This window comes from Bradyrhizobium sp. AZCC 1678 (genome assembly GCF_036924765.1).
GTDB classification, from domain to species: domain Bacteria; phylum Pseudomonadota; class Alphaproteobacteria; order Rhizobiales; family Xanthobacteraceae; genus Bradyrhizobium; species Bradyrhizobium algeriense.
This window is the reverse complement of record NZ_JAZHSE010000001.1, coordinates 4,252,584-4,269,580: the sequence shown is the minus strand read 5'-3', so window position 1 is coordinate 4,269,580 and position 16,997 is coordinate 4,252,584. Positions and strand designations below refer to the sequence as shown.

The 16,997-nt window shown below is 64.3% G+C and carries 14 protein-coding genes; 1 reads left to right on the top strand and 13 read right to left on the bottom strand.

From position 1 onward, the window contains the following. Window positions 1–14: 14 nt before the first annotated feature. From rseP to V1294_RS20080, 9 genes are all read right to left on the bottom strand, one after another. The gene (gene rseP / locus V1294_RS20120) at window positions 15–1,190 is read right to left on the bottom strand and encodes an RIP metalloprotease RseP (RefSeq protein WP_334499562.1); all 1,176 of its coding nucleotides are present in this window, start codon (window positions 1,188–1,190) and stop codon (window positions 15–17) included. Window positions 1,191–1,233: 43 nt separating this feature from the next. Then, window positions 1,234–2,457: a 1-deoxy-D-xylulose-5-phosphate reductoisomerase gene (gene dxr, locus V1294_RS20115; RefSeq protein WP_334499560.1), complete on the bottom strand. Its 1,224-nt coding sequence runs from the start codon at window positions 2,455–2,457 to the stop codon at window positions 1,234–1,236. A 4-nt stretch (window positions 2,458–2,461) separates the two neighbouring features. Beyond that, entirely contained in the window at window positions 2,462–3,310 is an 849-nt protein-coding gene (locus V1294_RS20110) for a phosphatidate cytidylyltransferase (protein WP_334499558.1), read from the bottom strand. After that, entirely contained in the window at window positions 3,307–4,062 is a 756-nt protein-coding gene (locus V1294_RS20105; RefSeq protein WP_247515371.1) for an isoprenyl transferase, read from the bottom strand. The genes V1294_RS20110 and V1294_RS20105 overlap by 4 nt, the downstream gene beginning before the upstream one ends. Before the next feature lie 42 nt (window positions 4,063–4,104). After that, the gene (gene frr, locus V1294_RS20100) at window positions 4,105–4,668 is read right to left on the bottom strand and encodes a ribosome recycling factor (protein ID WP_334359821.1); all 564 of its coding nucleotides are present in this window, start codon (window positions 4,666–4,668) and stop codon (window positions 4,105–4,107) included. 70 nt (window positions 4,669–4,738) lie between these two features. Continuing rightward, the gene (gene pyrH, locus V1294_RS20095) at window positions 4,739–5,455 is read right to left on the bottom strand and encodes a UMP kinase (protein ID WP_334499556.1); all 717 of its coding nucleotides are present in this window, start codon (window positions 5,453–5,455) and stop codon (window positions 4,739–4,741) included. 71 nt (window positions 5,456–5,526) lie between these two features. Further along, a complete protein-coding gene (gene tsf, locus V1294_RS20090; protein WP_334481100.1) occupies window positions 5,527–6,453 on the bottom strand; it encodes a translation elongation factor Ts in 927 nt (308 codons plus the stop codon). Between the two features lie 134 nt (window positions 6,454–6,587). Then, complete coding sequence (locus tag V1294_RS20085; RefSeq protein ID WP_334499554.1) at window positions 6,588–7,586, bottom strand: 30S ribosomal protein S2; 999 nt, start codon at window positions 7,584–7,586, stop codon at window positions 6,588–6,590. A 222-nt stretch (window positions 7,587–7,808) separates the two neighbouring features. Further along, window positions 7,809–10,190, bottom strand: a complete 2,382-nt coding sequence (locus V1294_RS20080; RefSeq protein WP_442895360.1) for a caspase family protein — start codon at window positions 10,188–10,190, stop codon at window positions 7,809–7,811. Between the two features lie 264 nt (window positions 10,191–10,454). On the opposite strand from V1294_RS20080, the gene V1294_RS20075 reads away from it, so the two are divergent. After that, window positions 10,455–10,922: an aminoacyl-tRNA deacylase gene (locus tag V1294_RS20075; RefSeq protein ID WP_108516180.1), complete on the top strand. Its 468-nt coding sequence runs from the start codon at window positions 10,455–10,457 to the stop codon at window positions 10,920–10,922. A gap of 125 nt (window positions 10,923–11,047) precedes the next feature. Here V1294_RS20075 and V1294_RS20070 read toward each other — a convergent pair whose 3' ends face one another. From V1294_RS20070 to V1294_RS20055, 4 genes are all read right to left on the bottom strand, one after another. After that, on the bottom strand, window positions 11,048–11,467 hold the full coding sequence (locus V1294_RS20070; RefSeq protein WP_334481102.1) for a CBS domain-containing protein: 420 nt from the start codon (window positions 11,465–11,467) through the stop codon (window positions 11,048–11,050). Between the two features lie 206 nt (window positions 11,468–11,673). After that, window positions 11,674–12,201: a DUF2846 domain-containing protein gene (locus V1294_RS20065; RefSeq protein ID WP_334499551.1), complete on the bottom strand. Its 528-nt coding sequence runs from the start codon at window positions 12,199–12,201 to the stop codon at window positions 11,674–11,676. 116 nt (window positions 12,202–12,317) lie between these two features. Then, the gene (gene dnaE / locus V1294_RS20060; protein WP_334499549.1) at window positions 12,318–15,827 is read right to left on the bottom strand and encodes a DNA polymerase III subunit alpha; all 3,510 of its coding nucleotides are present in this window, start codon (window positions 15,825–15,827) and stop codon (window positions 12,318–12,320) included. 795 nt (window positions 15,828–16,622) lie between these two features. Then, window positions 16,623–16,877 carry a hypothetical protein gene (locus tag V1294_RS20055; RefSeq protein WP_334499546.1) on the bottom strand — a complete coding sequence of 85 codons (255 nt, stop codon included), beginning with the start codon at window positions 16,875–16,877 and terminating at the stop codon, window positions 16,623–16,625. Window positions 16,878–16,997: the final 120 nt, after the last annotated feature.

The window sequence follows — 16,997 nt, the reverse complement described above, 5'->3', positions numbered from 1 at the left end:
CAAAAAAGCCGCTTCTACGATCTCCCGAACAGCCCCTTCAGCCACGGTACCTGATGGAAGTCGTTATAGAAGGCAAACACCATCAACATCAGCACTAAAACCAGCCCGACTCGGAACCCGTATTCCTGGGATTTTTCCGACAAAGGACGCCCCCGCAGCACCTCGGCCGTGTAGAACAAAAGGTGGCCGCCATCGAGCAGGGGTACCGGGAACAGATTCAGCAGTCCGATCGAAATGGACAGCACCGCTGCCAGATGAAGCAAGGGAATCAGTCCCAGCGTGGCCACCTGACCCGAAATCTGCGCGATCCGAATCGGCCCGCCGATCTGGTCCGCGCTCGCCCGCCCGGTGAAGATGTTGCCGATATAGGAGAGCGTCTGGTCGATGACGAACCAGGTTTCCTTGATTCCCAGCCAAAGCGCGCTGGCCGGATCGACTTTCTCGGTGGTCACTTCGCCCGGCGACGTTGCGCGGGTGATGCCGAGAATCCCGAGGCGCTGCGTGTTCCCGAAGGGATCCTTCACTTCGCGCAGTTCCGGCGTGCCCTTCAATTGCAGCGTGGAATCACCGCGCTTGACGGTGAAGGTCAGGGTATCGCCGGCGCGAACGCTGACGGAGCGCTGCATGTCGGAGAAGCTGCCGATCTTCTTGCCGTCGATCGCGGTGACGACGTCGCCGACCTGAAAGCCCGCCCGCTCGGCGGCGCTGCTGGCTTCGATCTTGTCGACGCGCGCCGTCGTGCTCGGCTTGCCGAAGAAAGTGAAGAGACAGGTGAAGATGACGATCGCCAGAATGAAATTCGCGACCGGACCGGCGGCAACGATAGCCGCGCGCGCGCCGACTTTCTTGTGATGGAAACTGCCCGCCCGCTCCTCCTCGGTCATGCCGGCGAGCGATTCGGCCGAGGCCGGCGTCGAAGCTTCCGATTCGTCGCCGAAGAACTTCACATAGCCGCCGAGCGGGATCGCGGAGATCTTCCAGCGCGTGCCATGGCGATCGTTGAAGCCGGCGAGTTCCGGCCCGAAGCCGAGCGAGAACGTCAGCACCTTCACGCCCGCCCATCGGGCGACCAGGAAGTGGCCGAGTTCATGGAAGAACACGACGATGGTCAGGACGAACAGGAAGGGAATGATGTAGCCGACGAGTCCATGGCCCAACGTATTGAAACTACTTAGAAAAAACTCTGACATCAGGTTCCCCTCGACAAGAGCCAAAGGCTCCGTCCCCAACCCTCTAGGATGCCTTTAAGGCAATTTGAGGCAATAGGGAGGCGGCTCTATTTCGCGCGTTATGGTCAATGGCAATCGCGTCGTCGGCCGAGCTCAAAGGCGCAAGGTTCCCGGCGCGAATCCAGTCGTTCATGGTGGCTTCGACAAGACGCGCAATCGACCCGAACTTGATCTTTCCGGCAATGAACGCCGCCACCGCCACCTCATTGGCAGCGTTGAATACCGTGGTCGCACCACGTCCAGTACGTAACGCCTCGTAGGCCAGACGCAAGCCCGGGAACCGCTCGAAATCCGGCGCCTCGAAGGTCAGCTGTCCGATTTTTGCCAGATCCAACCGGGCCGACGGGCCGACGATTCGTTCGGGCCATCCGAGGCAGTGCGCAATCGGAATGCGCATGTCGGGCGCGCCGAGCTGTGCAACCACGGAGCGATCGGAGAATTCGACCATGCCGTGGATGATCGACTGCGGATGGACGAGAACGTCGATTTCGTCGGCGCTCAGCGCGAAGAGATAGGAGGCCTCGATGACTTCGAGGCCCTTGTTCATCATCGACGCCGAATCGATGGTGATCTTCTGGCCCATGCTCCAGTTCGGATGCTTCAGAGCCTGCTCCAGCGTCGCCTGCTCGATGTCGGCCGGCGCCCAGGTGCGGAACGGCCCGCCCGAGGCGGTGATGATCACGCGCACCAGTTCCTCGCGATTGCCGGAAGAGAGTGCCTGAAACAGCGCATTGTGCTCGGAATCCGCCGGCAGGATGCAGGCGCCGGCTTTCGCCGCGCGCTGCATGAAGAAATCGCCGGCACAAACCAGGCATTCCTTGTTGGCGAGCGCCACGGCCGCGCCACGGTCGACCGCGGCCAATGCCGGCTTCAATCCGGCCGCACCGCTCACCGCCGCCATCACCCAGTCGGCGGGACGCGCCGCGGCCTCGATGATGGCGCTTTCGCCGGCGCCGCATTCGATGCCTGTGCCTGCCAACGCATCCTTCAGTTCACCAAGGCGCGCGGGGTCGGCGATCGCTGCGAATCGCGCGCCGAATTCCTTGGCGAGTTTGGCCAACGCTTCGACATTGGAATTCGCGGTCAGCGCCTCGACGGAATAGCGGTCGCGCGCCCCGCGCAGCAAATCCATGGTGCTGTCGCCGATGGAACCGGTGGCGCCCAGCACGGTGACCGTGCGTACGGCTGCCGCAACGGCCTTGTTGTTACGCAATGGAACTGCGCTCATCGTTTCACCAAACCATAAGACCGCGGCCGACGCCATCGGCGCCGCCCCGCAGAAGACCGAAAAGAGCCGCCACGACAACGGCTGCGACAAATCCATCCAGGCGATCCATTAGCCCGCCGTGGCCGGGAATAATGTGACTTGAGTCCTTTACGCCAAAACGGCGCTTCACGGCGGATTCGAAGAGGTCGCCGAGCTGTGAGACGACCGAAAGAGCCCCGGAAAGCAGCAATAACGGCCCTACTTTGCCCAGATCGAACGCGGCAAACCCGGCCGCCACGGCCAGGCTGGCGGCAAATCCGCCGGCGGCGCCCGCCCAGGTCTTCTTAGGGCTGACGCGCGGCCAAAGTTTTGGGCCGCCAATGCCGCGACCCGCGAAATAGCCGCCGCTATCGGTCACCCAAACGATCAACAGCACGAACATCAGCGCGGCGAATCCCTTGACGGGATCGAGACGCACCAGCACCGAGGCGATCTCGGCCGCGGCCGCATACAGAAATCCCGCCGCGGCCCAGCTTCGCCGCTCCGGCGCAAGCGACACCACCGCAACAAGGCCGACACCGAGCACGATCAGCGCGGCATCGAGCCGGCCAATCGCAAAGCAAAGCCCGGCGATAGCAAGCGCGGCCACACCCAGCGCCGTCACGCGCATCGCGCTGGCGAGACCGACGATCGCGAGCCATTCGACGAACAGGCCGATGGCAGCCAGCGTCACCAGCGCGGTCCAGAGCCAGCCGCCCGCATAGGCGATCGCGACCGCAAGCGGAATCAGCACAGCGGCTACGGCGATGCGCATCACGAAGTTTCGCGAATCGGGTTGGCTCGCTGCCGCCGGCGCGGCCTCGCGTTCGGTCACGATCCGGTTTTCGCGGCCAGACCGCCGAAACGGCGTTCCCGTCTGGCGTATTCGGCAATGGCGCTTTCGAGCGCGGCCTTGTCGAAATCCGGCCAGTGGATCGGCACGAACACAAGTTCGCTATAGGCCGCCTGCCACATCAGGAAGTTCGACAGCCGCTGCTCGCCGCTGGTGCGGATGATCAGGTCGGGATCGGGAAGATCAGGCGCATCGAGATAGCGGCCGAGCGCATCGGCGTCGATCGACGCCGGATCGCGCTTGCCCTCCGCCACTTCGCGCGCCAGCCGCTGCGCAGCGCCGGCGATTTCCTGGCGCGATCCGTAATTGAAGGCGACGACGAGATTGAGCTTGGTGTTGGCCCGGGTCAGTTCCTCGGCTTCATTCAAGAGCGTGCAGATATCGGGCTCGAGCCCTTCCCGCTCCCCGATTACACGCACCCGCACGCCATCGCGATGCAGCGTCGCCAGATCGTTGCGGATGAAGCGGCGGAGCAGTCCGAACAGATCGCCGATTTCGGTCGCCGGCCGCGACCAGTTCTCGGAGCTGAACGAAAAAATCGTCAGATAGAGCACACCGAGTTCATGGGCGGCGCGAACGACGCGACGCAGCGCATCGACGCCACGGCGATGGCCTTCGGCGCGCGGCAAGCCGCGCGCTGCCGCCCAGCGCCCGTTTCCGTCCATGATGATCGCCACATGCAACGGGACGGATCGATCCGGTCCTTCCGTAGCGGGGGCGGCGGCGTTCGGCATTATCTGAATTCCAGGACCAATCTCGACTCTTGTACGTTGCCGTCAAACGGTGAGGATTTCCTTTTCCTTCGCCGCAAGCAACTGATCGATTTCCGCAATCGTTCCGTCGGTCGCCTTTTGCACCTCGTGGGCGAGCCGCTCCTGATCGTCTTCGGAAATCTCGTGATTCTTCTCGAGCTTCTTGACGATATCCAGCCCGTCACGACGAACATGGCGGACCGCAACCTTGGCGGCTTCGGCGTATTTATGCGCGACTTTCACCAGTTCCTTGCGCCGCTCCTCGTTGAGCTCGGGGATCCGCAAGCGCAGCACCTGCCCTTCGGTCGCGGGCGAGAGGCCGAGGTTGGAATCGACGATCGCCTTTTCGACGGCCTTCACCATCGACTTGTCCCACACCTGCACGGAGAGCAGGCGCGGCTCGGGCACGCTGACGGTCGCAAGCTGGTTGAGGGGCATGTGCGAGCCGTAAGCCTCAACCTGCACCGGCTCCAGCATGGACGCCGCCGCGCGGCCGGTCCGCAAGCCGCCCAGCTCGTGCTTGAGCGAGTGGGTGGCGCCTTGCATGCGGCGCTTCAATTCGTTGATGTCAAAACCGGGCGTGGGCATAACACTCTCCCCTCCTTAGGAACCAGCCGCCGGCGCCTTAAAGCCCGCGGTTCGAAGCAGCACCGGCGTATCAGCCAGCAACCACCGTGCCGTGGCCGGTGCCGCGCAGGATCGCGCCGATCGAACCCGGCTCGGCGATCGAGAATACGATGATAGGCAGTGACGTCTCGCGGGCAAGCGCGAATGCAGTCGCATCCATCACCTTGTAGTCGCCGGCAATCGCCTGCGAATGCGTCAGGCGATCGAACCGCTTGGCCTGCGGGTCCTTTTTGGGGTCGGCGCTGTAAACGCCGTCGACATTGGTGGCCTTGAGCACGGCTTGGGCCCCGATCTCGGCCGCCCGCAACACCGCTGTGGTGTCGGTGGTGAAGAACGGATTGCCGGTTCCACCACCGAGCAGGACGATTCGGCCCTCGGAAAGGTATTTGTGCGCTGCACTGCGGGTGAACAGCTCGGAAATCTCGGGCATCACGAACGCCGACAGCGTCCGCGCCGGCGTCCCCTTGCGCTCGATCGCCGCCTCCAGCGCCAGGCAGTTCATCACGGTGGCGAGCATGCCCATGGTGTCGCCGGTCGGGCGCGACACGCCGCGCGAGGAAACTTCCACGCCGCGAACGATGTTGCCGCCGCCGATCACGACGGCCACCTCGACGCCAAGCTTCTGGGCCGCGATCAGATCGTCGGCAATGCGGTCAACGGTCGGCTGGTCGATACCGAAGAAGTGGCTGCCGGCGAGATATTCGCCCGAGAGCTTGATCACGACGCGACGATAGACCGGCTCAGCCATTGCTTATCGCTTCCTTGTCCCGCGCAAGTGACTTCCGGCGCGCTGGCGCCGGAAGGTTTTGACCGCAGCGGTTATTTCTTGCCGCTGGCCGCCGCGACCTCGGCTGCGAAATCGGATTCCTGCTTTTCGATTCCCTCACCGAGAGCATAGCGCACAAATCCGGCAATCTTCACCGGCGCACCGATTTTGCCTTCGGCTTCCTTGACCGCCTGGGCGACCGACTTGCCCTTTTCGTCATGGATGAACGCCTGCTCCAGCAGGCAGACTTCCTTGTAATAGGTCTTCAGGCCGGACTCGACGATCTTCTCGATCACGTTCTCCGGCTTGCCCTGCTGGCGGTACTTGTCGGCCAGTACGTCCTTTTCCCGCGTCACGATCGCCGGATCGAGGCCGGACGGATCCAGCGCCTGCGGATTGGTCGCGGCGACGTGCATGGCCAGCTGACGGCCGAGATGGGTGAGCTCATCGGTCTTGCCGGTGGATTCCAGCGCGACCAGCACGCCCATCTTGCCGGCGCCATCGATCACGGCGCCATGGACATAGCTCGACACCACGCCCTTGCCGACTTCGAGCGAAGTCGCGCGGCGCAGCGACATGTTCTCCCCGATGGTCGCGATCGCGTCCGAAATCGCGGTCTCGACCGTGACATCGCCAACCTTGGCCGCCTTGATCGTCTCGACGTCGGCGCCGTTGTGCAGCGCGACCTGCGCGATCATCTTGACGAGGCCCTGGAACTGCTCGTTGCGGGCAACGAAATCGGTTTCCGAATTGACTTCGACCACGACGCCCTTGACGCCCGAGGTCACCGCGCCGATCAGGCCTTCCGCCGCGACGCGGCCGGCCTTCTTGGCAGCCTTCGACAGGCCCTTCTTGCGCAGCCAATCCTGCGCGGCCGTCATGTCGCCCGCGGTTTCGGTGAGCGCTGCCTTGCAGTCCATCATGCCTGCGCCGGTCGACTCGCGCAGTTCCTTGACCATCGCCGCAGTGATCGTTGCCATCGTCGAATATCCTTCTTGCCTGTTGGCCGCGGGCGCGGCGCACGCTTTGCGCCGTGCCGCCGTCAGCTACAGGGAATGTCGTAATCTGGGGAGCAGAACCGGTGGCCGGAAGACCCGGCCACGCGGCGTACCGATTATTCCGCTTCCGCAGTCAGCGTCTTGGCCTGGGCAACCCAGGCATCGGCGCGGCTCGGAAGACCAACCTCTTCGCCGATCTTGTGCGCGGTATCGTGGTCGAGCTCGGCGAGCTGCCAGTAGTGGAAGATGCCGAGGTCGTTGAGCTTCTTCTCGATCGCACCCGACACGCCGGTGAGCTTCTTGAGGTTGTCGGCGGTGCCGCGCGGACCGGCCAGCCCCTGGAAGCCGGTCGGCTGGGGAGCGGCCGGAATTTCCTCGCGGGCCGGCTGAGCGGAGGCACCGATGTCGATGCCGTGGTCGCCCTGGGCGCGCGAGATGCCGTCGATGGCGGCGCGGGCCACCAGGTCGCAATACAGCGAGATGGCGCGGCCGGCGTCGTCATTGCCCGGCACCACGAAGGTGATGCCCTTGGGGTCGGAGTTGGTGTCGACGATCGCGGCAACGGGAATGTTGAGCCGCTGCGCTTCCTGGATCGCGATGTCTTCCTTGTTGGTGTCGATCACGAAGATCATGTCGGGAAGACCGCCCATGTCCTTGATGCCGCCGAGCGAACGGTCGAGCTTGTCGCGCTCGCGCTGCAGCGTCAGCCGCTCCTTCTTGGTGTAGGAGGAGGCCTCGCCGGACGAGAGCACTTCATCGAGGTGACGCAGGCGCTTGATCGAACCCGAGATCGTCTTCCAGTTGGTCAGCGTGCCGCCGAGCCAGCGCGAGTTGACGAAATACTGCGCCGAGCGCTTGGCCGCTTCGGCAACACCGTCCTGCGCCTGGCGCTTGGTGCCGACGAACAGGATGCGGCCGCCCTTGGCGACGGTGTCAGATACCGCCTTCAGCGCTGTGTGCAGCAACGGCACGGTCTGGGCGAGATCGATGATGTGGATGTTGTTGCGGGCGCCGAAAATGAACTCCGCCATTTTCGGATTCCAGCGGTGCGATTGGTGACCAAAGTGCACGCCAGCTTCAAGCAGCTGACGCATAGAAAAATCGGGTAGCGACATAGTGATGATTCTCCGGTTGGTTCCTCCGGAAACGTGTGAGCAAACGAGCCTTATGGCCCGGCTGCCACCGGACGGCCTTTTGAGCCATGTTTCCGTGTGAGATGGCGCGGTGTATAGCCGGATTCCAGCCAGAAGCAAGGAAATAAGGCCGGTTTTTCGGCCTTCCAGCCCCACGATTTAGGGCGCCTTCGGGCCAGATCCGAGGATCTGGCCCGTTAACAATCAGCATCGGGCACCCGGCGGGCACCCTCGGGCCGCCGCCGCAGGCGCCGCGCGCGCCGGTATGGGCGGAGCAGCCATTCGGGGCGGCGGCGCTGGCGCGGCCATCCTTGGTGGTGGCGGCGGCGGCGCGGCCATGCGCGGGGGTGGCGGGGGTGGTGCGGCCATCCTTGGCGGAGGCGGCGCGGCCATACGTGCAGGCGGCGGGGGCGGTGCGGCCATCCTCGGTGCAGGCTGCGGCGCGGCCATCCGCGGCGGCGGAGGGGCCGGAGCGACGCGGGCTGCCGGCGGTGGCGGCGGCCTTGCCGCCTGTACGGCCGACGGCGGCGGGCCTCGCCGCAATTCCGGCTGCAGTTGAGGTCTCGGAGCGACGGTAGCGCTCGGCTTCGGCGGCGCCGCGGCGCTGGGTGGCGGCGCGGCCACCCTTGGCTGCTGGCCAGCCGGAGCCGTCGGAGCAGTCGCCCCGATGGCGGGCCTGGAGCCGGTAGCTGCGCTGGGTGCAGTCGGTGCGGCCGATCCCGGACGGGGCGCGCCCGGCGCAAGCCGAGCGTTCGGATTCACGGTCCCCGGTGATACCGCAGCACTTGGAGGCGCGGGCGGCGCGCCCCTGGCGCCTGGAACCGGCAGGGCGTTGATCCTCGGCGAGGGCTGTGTCGAAGGCGACGTGCCTGGCGGCGCGTTCACCGGCTGCGTCGCGTTCGGCCTCCCGGTCGGTCCCGCAGGAGCGCCGGGCAAACCAGTTCTCACGGCAGGATTGATCGTAGCGCTCGGCGGTACCGGCGCTCTGCCCTGCTGAATCAGCGTGGCCCTCTGCGCGACGGCAGGCGGCAATGTCGGCGTGGCGCCACCACGCTGCGCCGGCGCAACTGTCGCCTCCGGGGCGCCGGGGCGTCCAATAGGTCTGGCGCCAGGCCCGACCGCCGGCAAAGGCGTTTGCGGCCTGTTGATCACGTTGTTGATGACGGCCCTGTTGTGGATGTTCGCAAAGATGATGTTGTTCGGCGGCGGCGCCACGTAGCGCGGCGGCCGCACATAGACCGGTATCGGCACAAAGATTGGCTGCGGCAGGATGAACAGCCCGATCGGTGGCGGCGGCGGCTCCAGTATCACGAAATCCTCCGGCGGCGGCGGCAGGTAGTAGACCGGCGGCGGAGGCGGCGGGACAAAATCGAACTCGGGATCGCCGAAGGCCAGCACCGGCCGATCGATATAGATGAACTCTTCCGGCGGCGGTGGCGGCACGTCGTAGTCGATGACATCAAATGTCGGCGGCGGCTCGATCGGCGCGGTGAGAATGGCAAGGCGACGGCGCGCATCGGCGGCGTGAGGCCCGCGCGGATAGCGTTGCAGATACGACCAATAGGCGTTCGGCGTGTCGGCGCGGTAGGTGCGGCGCCACGTGATCGCTTCGCGCCGCGCCGCCGCGATCGCCCTCACCCGCTTCGCCATCGGATCGTCGGGATAGGCGGCGAGAAAATCCTCATAGGCCGGCAGCGTGTCGCGCTCCAGCACCGCGGCGTAGGCGTCCTGCACGCCGAGATCGCGGATCGGCTTGCTGCGGACGGCGGCGACCTGGTCCGGCGGCGTAGCTGCGGCTGCGGGCGCATCCGGTGCGCGCTCGAAGAACGTGAAGGCCGCGTCGACCTTCTGGCTGTCCCAGGGCACCTGCGCGCCCTTGCTCGCCTCGTTGACGCGAAGCCGCACGCGGTTGAAAACCTCCGGCAGCGGCAATCCGCCGGTCCGAATCATCTCGGCCAGCGACTGGGCGTAGACGCCGTACGGTCCCTGCTCGGCCGGCGCGACCGTTCCGGGCGCCGCGTTGAATGCTATCAGCATGTGCGGGTCCGCCTCGACCAAAGCGAGACCGCTTGCGATCTGTCCGTTGACGAAAGGCTGTTGCCGCCCCGCGTCCAGCACGACTATGCCAGCCTTCAGCGGCAGCGAGGCGAGTTGACGGATGTAGTCCCCGGTCCGCAGCGCCTCGATCGGCACGTCGGTATCGCGGTTGATCGCGGAATCGACCGGCACGAAATAGTTCTCTCCCGCCAGTTGCAGCCCGTAGCCGGCCAGGTACACCATCGCGACCGTGTCCGGCCCCGAGCTTTCGGCTTTCTGGATGAAGTCGCGAAAACTCTTGCGCAGCGTGTCGCCATCGAGATCGCGGGCGCCGATCACGTCAAAGCCGGCCGCCTGCAAGGTCTGCGCGATCAGGCCGGCATCGTTGGCCGCGGTCGCCAGCGGCGATTTCGCATAGGCGGCGTTGCCGACCACCAGCGCAATGCGCTTTTCCGTCTGCTGCGCTGCGGCGGTGTTCAAATGTCCCGCCAGTCCGGACATTGCAACGAGACACACCGATAGGATCGACAAACTTCTTGCTAACCGCATGGTTTCCACCCTGTCGCCGCCCAAGCGCCGCATGGAACGCGCGTTAAGCTGAACATGTCTTGAACAAATGCGCTCTCAGCAAGGCATGCCGCGGTCAAATCACGCCTTGTGTCCCCGCTCCGCCCGGTTCCTGCACCGAAATTCGCATTGTCGCGGCCGCCCGGCGGGCGTATCCTCTTGCCTTAATCGTGTTCGCCCGCATCGTGAGGCGGCTGCGCGAGTTCCTCCCGATGTGCGGTTTGCCCATGCAATGGAGGAACTGCCATGACCGTTGCCCCGACCCTGCAGAAATATCTGGATCAGAGCGTCACCTACGATCTGATCCCCCATGCCCCTACCATGTCATCGACGCGCACAGCCGAGGCCTGCCATGTGCCGGGCGAGGCGCTGGCCAAGGCCGTCGTGCTGCGCCGTGACGGCGGCTACATGATGGCCGTCCTGCCGGCCTCCCATCACCTGCATCTGTCGGCCCTGAAAAGTCAGCTCGGCCACAAGGTCGACCTGGCGAGCGAAGACGAAATCGAACGGCTGTTCGAGGACTGCGAACGCGGGGCCATACCGCCGCTCGGCGAGTGCTACGGGCTGGACGTCATCGTCGACGACAGCATCGATGCGCGACGGCATATCTACATGGAAAGCGGCGATCACGCCACGCTGATCCGCATGGAAGGCGAGCAATTCGCGCGACTGACGGCGAAGGCCTGGCGCGGCCACTTCAGCACGCACGATTGAGGTCGCTCGTTCGGCCGACTGGGCCGGCGCGGTCGAGCGGCTTCAAGCAGAGTGCTCCGCACCCGTTCGCGGTCGAACGGGCGGGCGCGCCGTTCAGGACGCTTCGATCGCAACAGGCCGGCGCTTCAATGATGGGCCGCCACGCTCTTCACGTACCCGGACATCAAATCACTGGGCGCGAACTGGCTGATGTCGCCCAGGCTGATCATGCCGACCATCCGCTTGCTCTTGTTGATCACCGGCAGCCTGCGGACTTTCAGCGTCTCCATGTGATGCACCGCTTTCGCAAGATCATCGTCCTCGCGGCAGCAGTGGATGCCGTCGGTCATCACGTCGCTCGCCTTGGCGCGGCTGGCATCGAAACCGTTGCCGGCAAGCCCTTTGCAGACGATGTCGCGATCGGTCACCATCCCGACCAGCTTGTCGTCCTCGCCGATCGGAATGCATCCGATATCGTGTGCGCGCATCAGTTTGGCGATTTCGGTGATGGGCGTGTCGGGGCTGACCCAGTCGACGCCCTTGTGCATCGCGTCTTTGACTTTCATGGCGGATCTCCGTTGCTGCGATTTCAGGTGGTAGTCACGTGATGCAGAACAGTTCCCCCTACTAGATTCGATTATACGCCGGATCGGGCGGGACGGCATCGCAAAAGGCATGACAACTTCTTGAATTTGCGAGCTGCGTCATTGTGCGGCGGGATGGGCAACCGCGCACAATGCGCTTTCGGCTATTGGCAGGCCTGAGCTGAGGCCTAATCTGCCAATTGCAACTCGGCGAGCGTCGTTCTCGCCGTCGACTCGTCCAGCGGAATGAGGTCGGCCGGCCCTGTATTGTCGCTCCCGGACGTTACGACAGAGGCAACCACGGCGCCGGCCAATCCGGCAACGATGGTCGTACCGGTTACCGCGTCATGCCTCGCGCTCGACTTGAGCAGAAAGAAATAGGTGCGTCCGGGCGCCGTGGTGAAATCGCGCTTGGTCTCGCCGGGAAACAGCACTTCGGTCGCGGTGACCTGATGCGGGCCTGCCGGGACATCGGCATAGCCGTAGGTTCCTACGAGCACCTTGCCGATCGGAGTGCCGTCGAGCTTCACGTCGCAGGCGCAAAGGGACATGGACAGGCCGTCGCGCTTTTGCTGAAGCACCACCACCCGGGACAGCCCTGGTTTCGGCGGACCGATCTTCTGCGATATCGCCGCATAGTCTGTTCCGACTTTGGCGGTCATACACCCCGACAACAACAACGCACCCGACAGCAACGCGATTCCACGCCCCAACATAACGCCCCCAAAACTAATCCCCTGCAAGGACATAGCCGGGAATGCGGTGAGGCTGCAACACAACTTACGCGATTGTCCGCAGGATCGGTTAGTTGCACCGCCGGAAACGCTACGGCCTACAGCGTCTGCACGTCCACCACGCCCGCAACCGCCTTGATCGCGCCCGCGATCTGCGGCGAGACCTTGAAGCGCCCCGGCAGCTTCACTTCCACCTCGGTCTGCAGATCGAGCATGATGACGAGCGAGACGTCACCATCGGCGCCGCCCGATGGCGCGGGCGCAGGCTTGGCCGGCAGGCCCTTTGCCGGACCGCCCGGCGTGGCGGCCTCCGGCATGTTGAGCCGTCGCGCGATGGAATCCAGCGGCTTGGGGTCGCGAACGAAAATCCGCAGGCCTTTTTGGGTCTTGGCCGCGGCGTCATCCAGCGGCTCGGCATGCAGCACCCGGGCGCGCACGTCCTCGCCTTGCAGTTCGGCGCCGAGTTGCAGCAACACGGCCGCACCCGGCTCCAGCACGTCGCGGTATTGCGCGAGCCCTTCCGAAAACAGCACCGCCTCGAAATGGCCGGTCGGGTCTGACAGCCCCATGATGCCCATCTTGTTGCCGGTCTTGGTGCGCCGTTCCATCCGCGACACAACAGTGGCCGCGACCTTGCCCGCGGTCGCGCCGGTTTTGACGGCGCGCGAGAATTCCGCCCAGGACTGCACCCGCAGCCGCTTCAACACGGTCGCATAGTCGTCGAGCGGATGGCCGGACAGGAAAAAGCCGACGGCGTCGTATTCACGGCGGAGTTTTTCGGCCGGCAGCCAGGGCTCGATCTGCGGCAGCATGATGGTCGGCGCGTCGGCCGCATTGCCGAACATGTCGTTCTGACCGATCGTTGCCGCCTCATGGCTGCGCTGGCACGCGGCGAGAATGGCATCGGCGCCGGCAAAGACGCGCGCGCGGTTGGATTCGAGCGTGTCGAATGCACCGGCCGCGGCCAGGCTTTCGATGATGCGCTTGTTGACCGCGCGGGGATTGACCCTTGCTGCGAAGTCTGCAAGCGAGGTGAAGGCGCCCTTCTTGCGCTCCTCCACGATCTGCTCGACCGCCTGCGGGCCGACGCCCTTCAGCGCGGCCAGCGCATAGTAGATCGTGTTCTCGCCGACCTCGAAGGTGGCGCCCGAACGGTTGATGTTCGGCGCCTCGACCTTGATGCCGAGCCGCTGCGCCTCGGCGCGAAATTCCGACAGCTTGTCGGTGTTGTTGAGTTCGAGCGTCATCGACGCCGCCAAAAACTCCACCGGGTAATGCGCCTTCATGTAGGCGGTGTGATAGGACACCAGCGCATAGGCCGCGGCGTGGCTCTTGTTGAAGCCGTAGTCGGCGAATTTTGCGAGCAGCTCGAAGATCGTGTCGGCCTGCCCCTTCGGCACGCCGTTCTTCACCGCGCCGGCAACGAAGATCGCGCGCTGCTTTTCCATCTCGGCGCGGATTTTCTTGCCCATCGCGCGGCGCAGCAGGTCGGCGTCGCCGAGCGAATAGCCGGCCATCACCTGCGCGATCTGCATCACCTGTTCCTGATAGATGATGACGCCGAACGTCTCCTTCAGGATCGGCTCCAGGATCGGATGCAGATATTCCGGCTCCTCGTCGCCGTGCTTGCGCGCGCAATAGGTCGGGATGTTGGCCATCGGGCCCGGGCGATACAGCGCCACCAGCGCGATGATGTCCTCGAAGCGGTCGGGGCGCATGTCGATCAGCGCGCGACGCATGCCCTGGCTTTCCACCTGGAACACGCCGACCACGTCGCCCCGCGCCAGCATCTGGTAACTCGGCGCATCGTCGATCGGCAGCGTCGGCAGATCGACCTGGATGTCGCGCTGCCTGAGCAGTTTTACCGCGACGTCGAGCACGGTCAGCGTCTTCAGGCCGAGGAAGTCGAACTTCACGAGCCCCGCCGGCTCGACCCATTTCATGTTGAACTGGGTCACCGGCATGTCGGATTTGGGATCGCGGTAGAGCGGCACCAGTTCGCTCAAGGGCCGGTCGCCGATCACGATGCCGGCGGCGTGGGTCGAGGCGTGGCGCGTCAGCCCTTCGAGGCGCTGGGCGATGTCGAAGGCGCGCGCGACCACCGGGTCCTCGTCGCGGAACGCCTGCAGCTTCGGTTCGCTCTCGATCGCCTGCGCCAGCGTCACCGGCGCGGCCGGATTTTGCGGCACCAGTTTTGTCAGTTTATCGACCTGCCCATAGGGCATCTGCAGCACGCGGCCGACGTCGCGCAGCACGCCCCTCGCCTGCAAGGTACCGAAGGTGATGATCTGCGCCACCTGATCGCGACCGTAGCGCTCTTGCACGTAGTCGATCACCTCGCCGCGGCGGTCCTGGCAGAAGTCGATGTCGAAGTCCGGCATCGACACGCGTTCGGGATTGAGGAAGCGCTCGAACAGCAGGCCGAAGCGGATCGGATCGAGATCGGTGATGGTCAGCGAATAGGCGACCAGCGAACCGGCGCCGGAGCCGCGGCCGGGACCGACCGGAATGTCGTGGGCCTTGGCCCATTTGATGAAGTCCGAGACGATCAGGAAGTAGCCCGCATAGTTCATGCGGTTGATCACATCGATCTCGAAGGCGAGACGCTTTTGGTATTCCTCTTCCGTGGTGCCGGGCGACAGGCCGTGAACCCGCAGGCGCCTTGCGAGCCCCTCCTCGGCCTGGCGCTTCAGCTCCGCAGCCTCCTCGCTCTCCGCGTCGGAGCCCGAGCCGGCGCCGACCGTGAAGCGCGGCAGGATCGGCTTTCGCGTCTTCGGGCGAAACGAGCAGCGCTCCGCGATCTCGACCGTGGAGGCCAGCGCTTCCGGAATGTCGGCGAACAGCACCGCCATCTCGGCGCGGGTCTTGAAGCGGTGATCGGGCGTGAGCTGCTCGCGATCGGTCTCGGCGATCAGCTTGCCGCCGGCGATGCACAACAGCGCGTCGTGGGCTTCGTAATCGTCGTTCGATGCGAAATATGGCTCGTTGGTCGCGACCAGCGGCAATCCCTTGGCATAGGCGAGATCGATCAGGCCGGATTCGGCACGGCGCTCCTTGTCGATGCCGTGGCGCTGCAATTCGACATAGAGGCGATCGCCGAACAGATTCGCCAGCCGGTCGCAACGCCCTGTCGCGAGCGCCAAGTGATCGGCATGCAGCGCCAGCGAAATCGGGCCGTCGGGGCCGCCGGTCAGCGCGATCAAATCCTCGGCATCGTCTTCCAGCCATTCGAGCTTGATATGCGGGGATTGATGCACCGGCGTTTCCAGAAACGCCCGCGAGTTCAGCCGCATCAGGCTGCGGTAGCCGCGCTCCCGCGCCGCCAGCAATACGATTCGCGACGGCGCTGAAGCCAGCGCATTGCGCGCGTTCGGGTCCTGATCGCCGAAATCGACGGCGAGCTCACAGCCGACGATCGGCTGGATGCCGTAGCCCGCCATCTTGTCGGAGAATTCCAGCGCCCCGAACATGTTGTCGGTGTCGGTCAGCGCCAGGGCCGGCTGGCGGTCGGCCTTCGCCAGTTCGCCGAGCTTGGCGATCTTGATCGAGCCCTTCAGCAGCGAATACGCCGAATGAACGTGGAGATGAACGAATCCGGCACTGGACATGTCGCTTAACGGGCTCTTGCATCATGGTGGGGAGCGATCATCGGCCGCTGATGCGCGCCGACTCGCCACCGCGATGGTGATGCCTTGGCCTTGCCGAGTCCACGCGGAACCCAGCTTCCGCGCCCGCCATCCGGCTTTTCCCCAACCCGTCCGCAAGACGGCTTGGGTCGGCCTGGATCAGGTTTCCAATCCGCATCAAAGCTGCGGAATCACCTGCGCCCAGACCGCGATCATCGCGACAAACAGCGTAATCGACGCCAGCGCCGCCGCTTCTTCCACAAACATCCGCAACATCGTCCGACTCCCTACGATATGAGAACATATGAGGAACATTGTTCCTTTTTTGTTCCGGGAGTCAAGGGCCGGTAGCGGGTCAGTTTGAGAAGTGGCCCCTGTGGTTAATTTGATCGGCCCTCTTTGCGTATTGTCGGACCACGAATTGATACTTCGGCTTGAAGTTCGCTAGCTCCCACTGCTCCAGCCGCGATGACGAGTTGGTGGATCCCTAGGTTTGGGGCGGCTTGTCCTGCCGACTTTCTGTCTGTGGACGTTCAATAAGTTCGTATGAGGGAACGTGGTCAGACTCCAACCACGATTCGAGCGCAGCGCCGCAGACTACGCAGATCGCGTCACCCGTGTGCGGTACCAAGAACTTCTCTTCGGTGCGTCTGTACTCGGCGCCGCAATTGCATTGAACAATTGTCGCCATCCCCGAAATATGCGCCCGGAACCGCCCGTTTTCCAGCCCGGAACTCTGCCATAATCAAACTGACCTGGTTAATTCCAGACCCGAGGTCATTCGAAGCTCCTCATTAGCTTCTCAATGTAATCGTTCACTACCTCAGCGAAATCACGCTGATCGCCAGAGGTTGCCGCGTCGCGATGGGTCTGCACCACCCGCTGAACCTCCTGAAGGGCGCCGGTCCGATCGGAAGGCTCTGTGGCGGCCATATATTCGTCAATCGACCTTTCGGCCATCGAGACGCCATTGGTGTCAGCAATTCCAATCAATCTTCGCAGGTCGCCGGAGCATTTTTCAAAATCTGCCATCTGCCAAATATGCGCGCCGTCCCGCGCGTTTTCCAGCCCAGAACTCAGCCACAGCCAGACTGCCCACTACCCAAAGGTTTCGATTGAAGGAGTTATGCCGGCAAATCCCGATGGTTGATC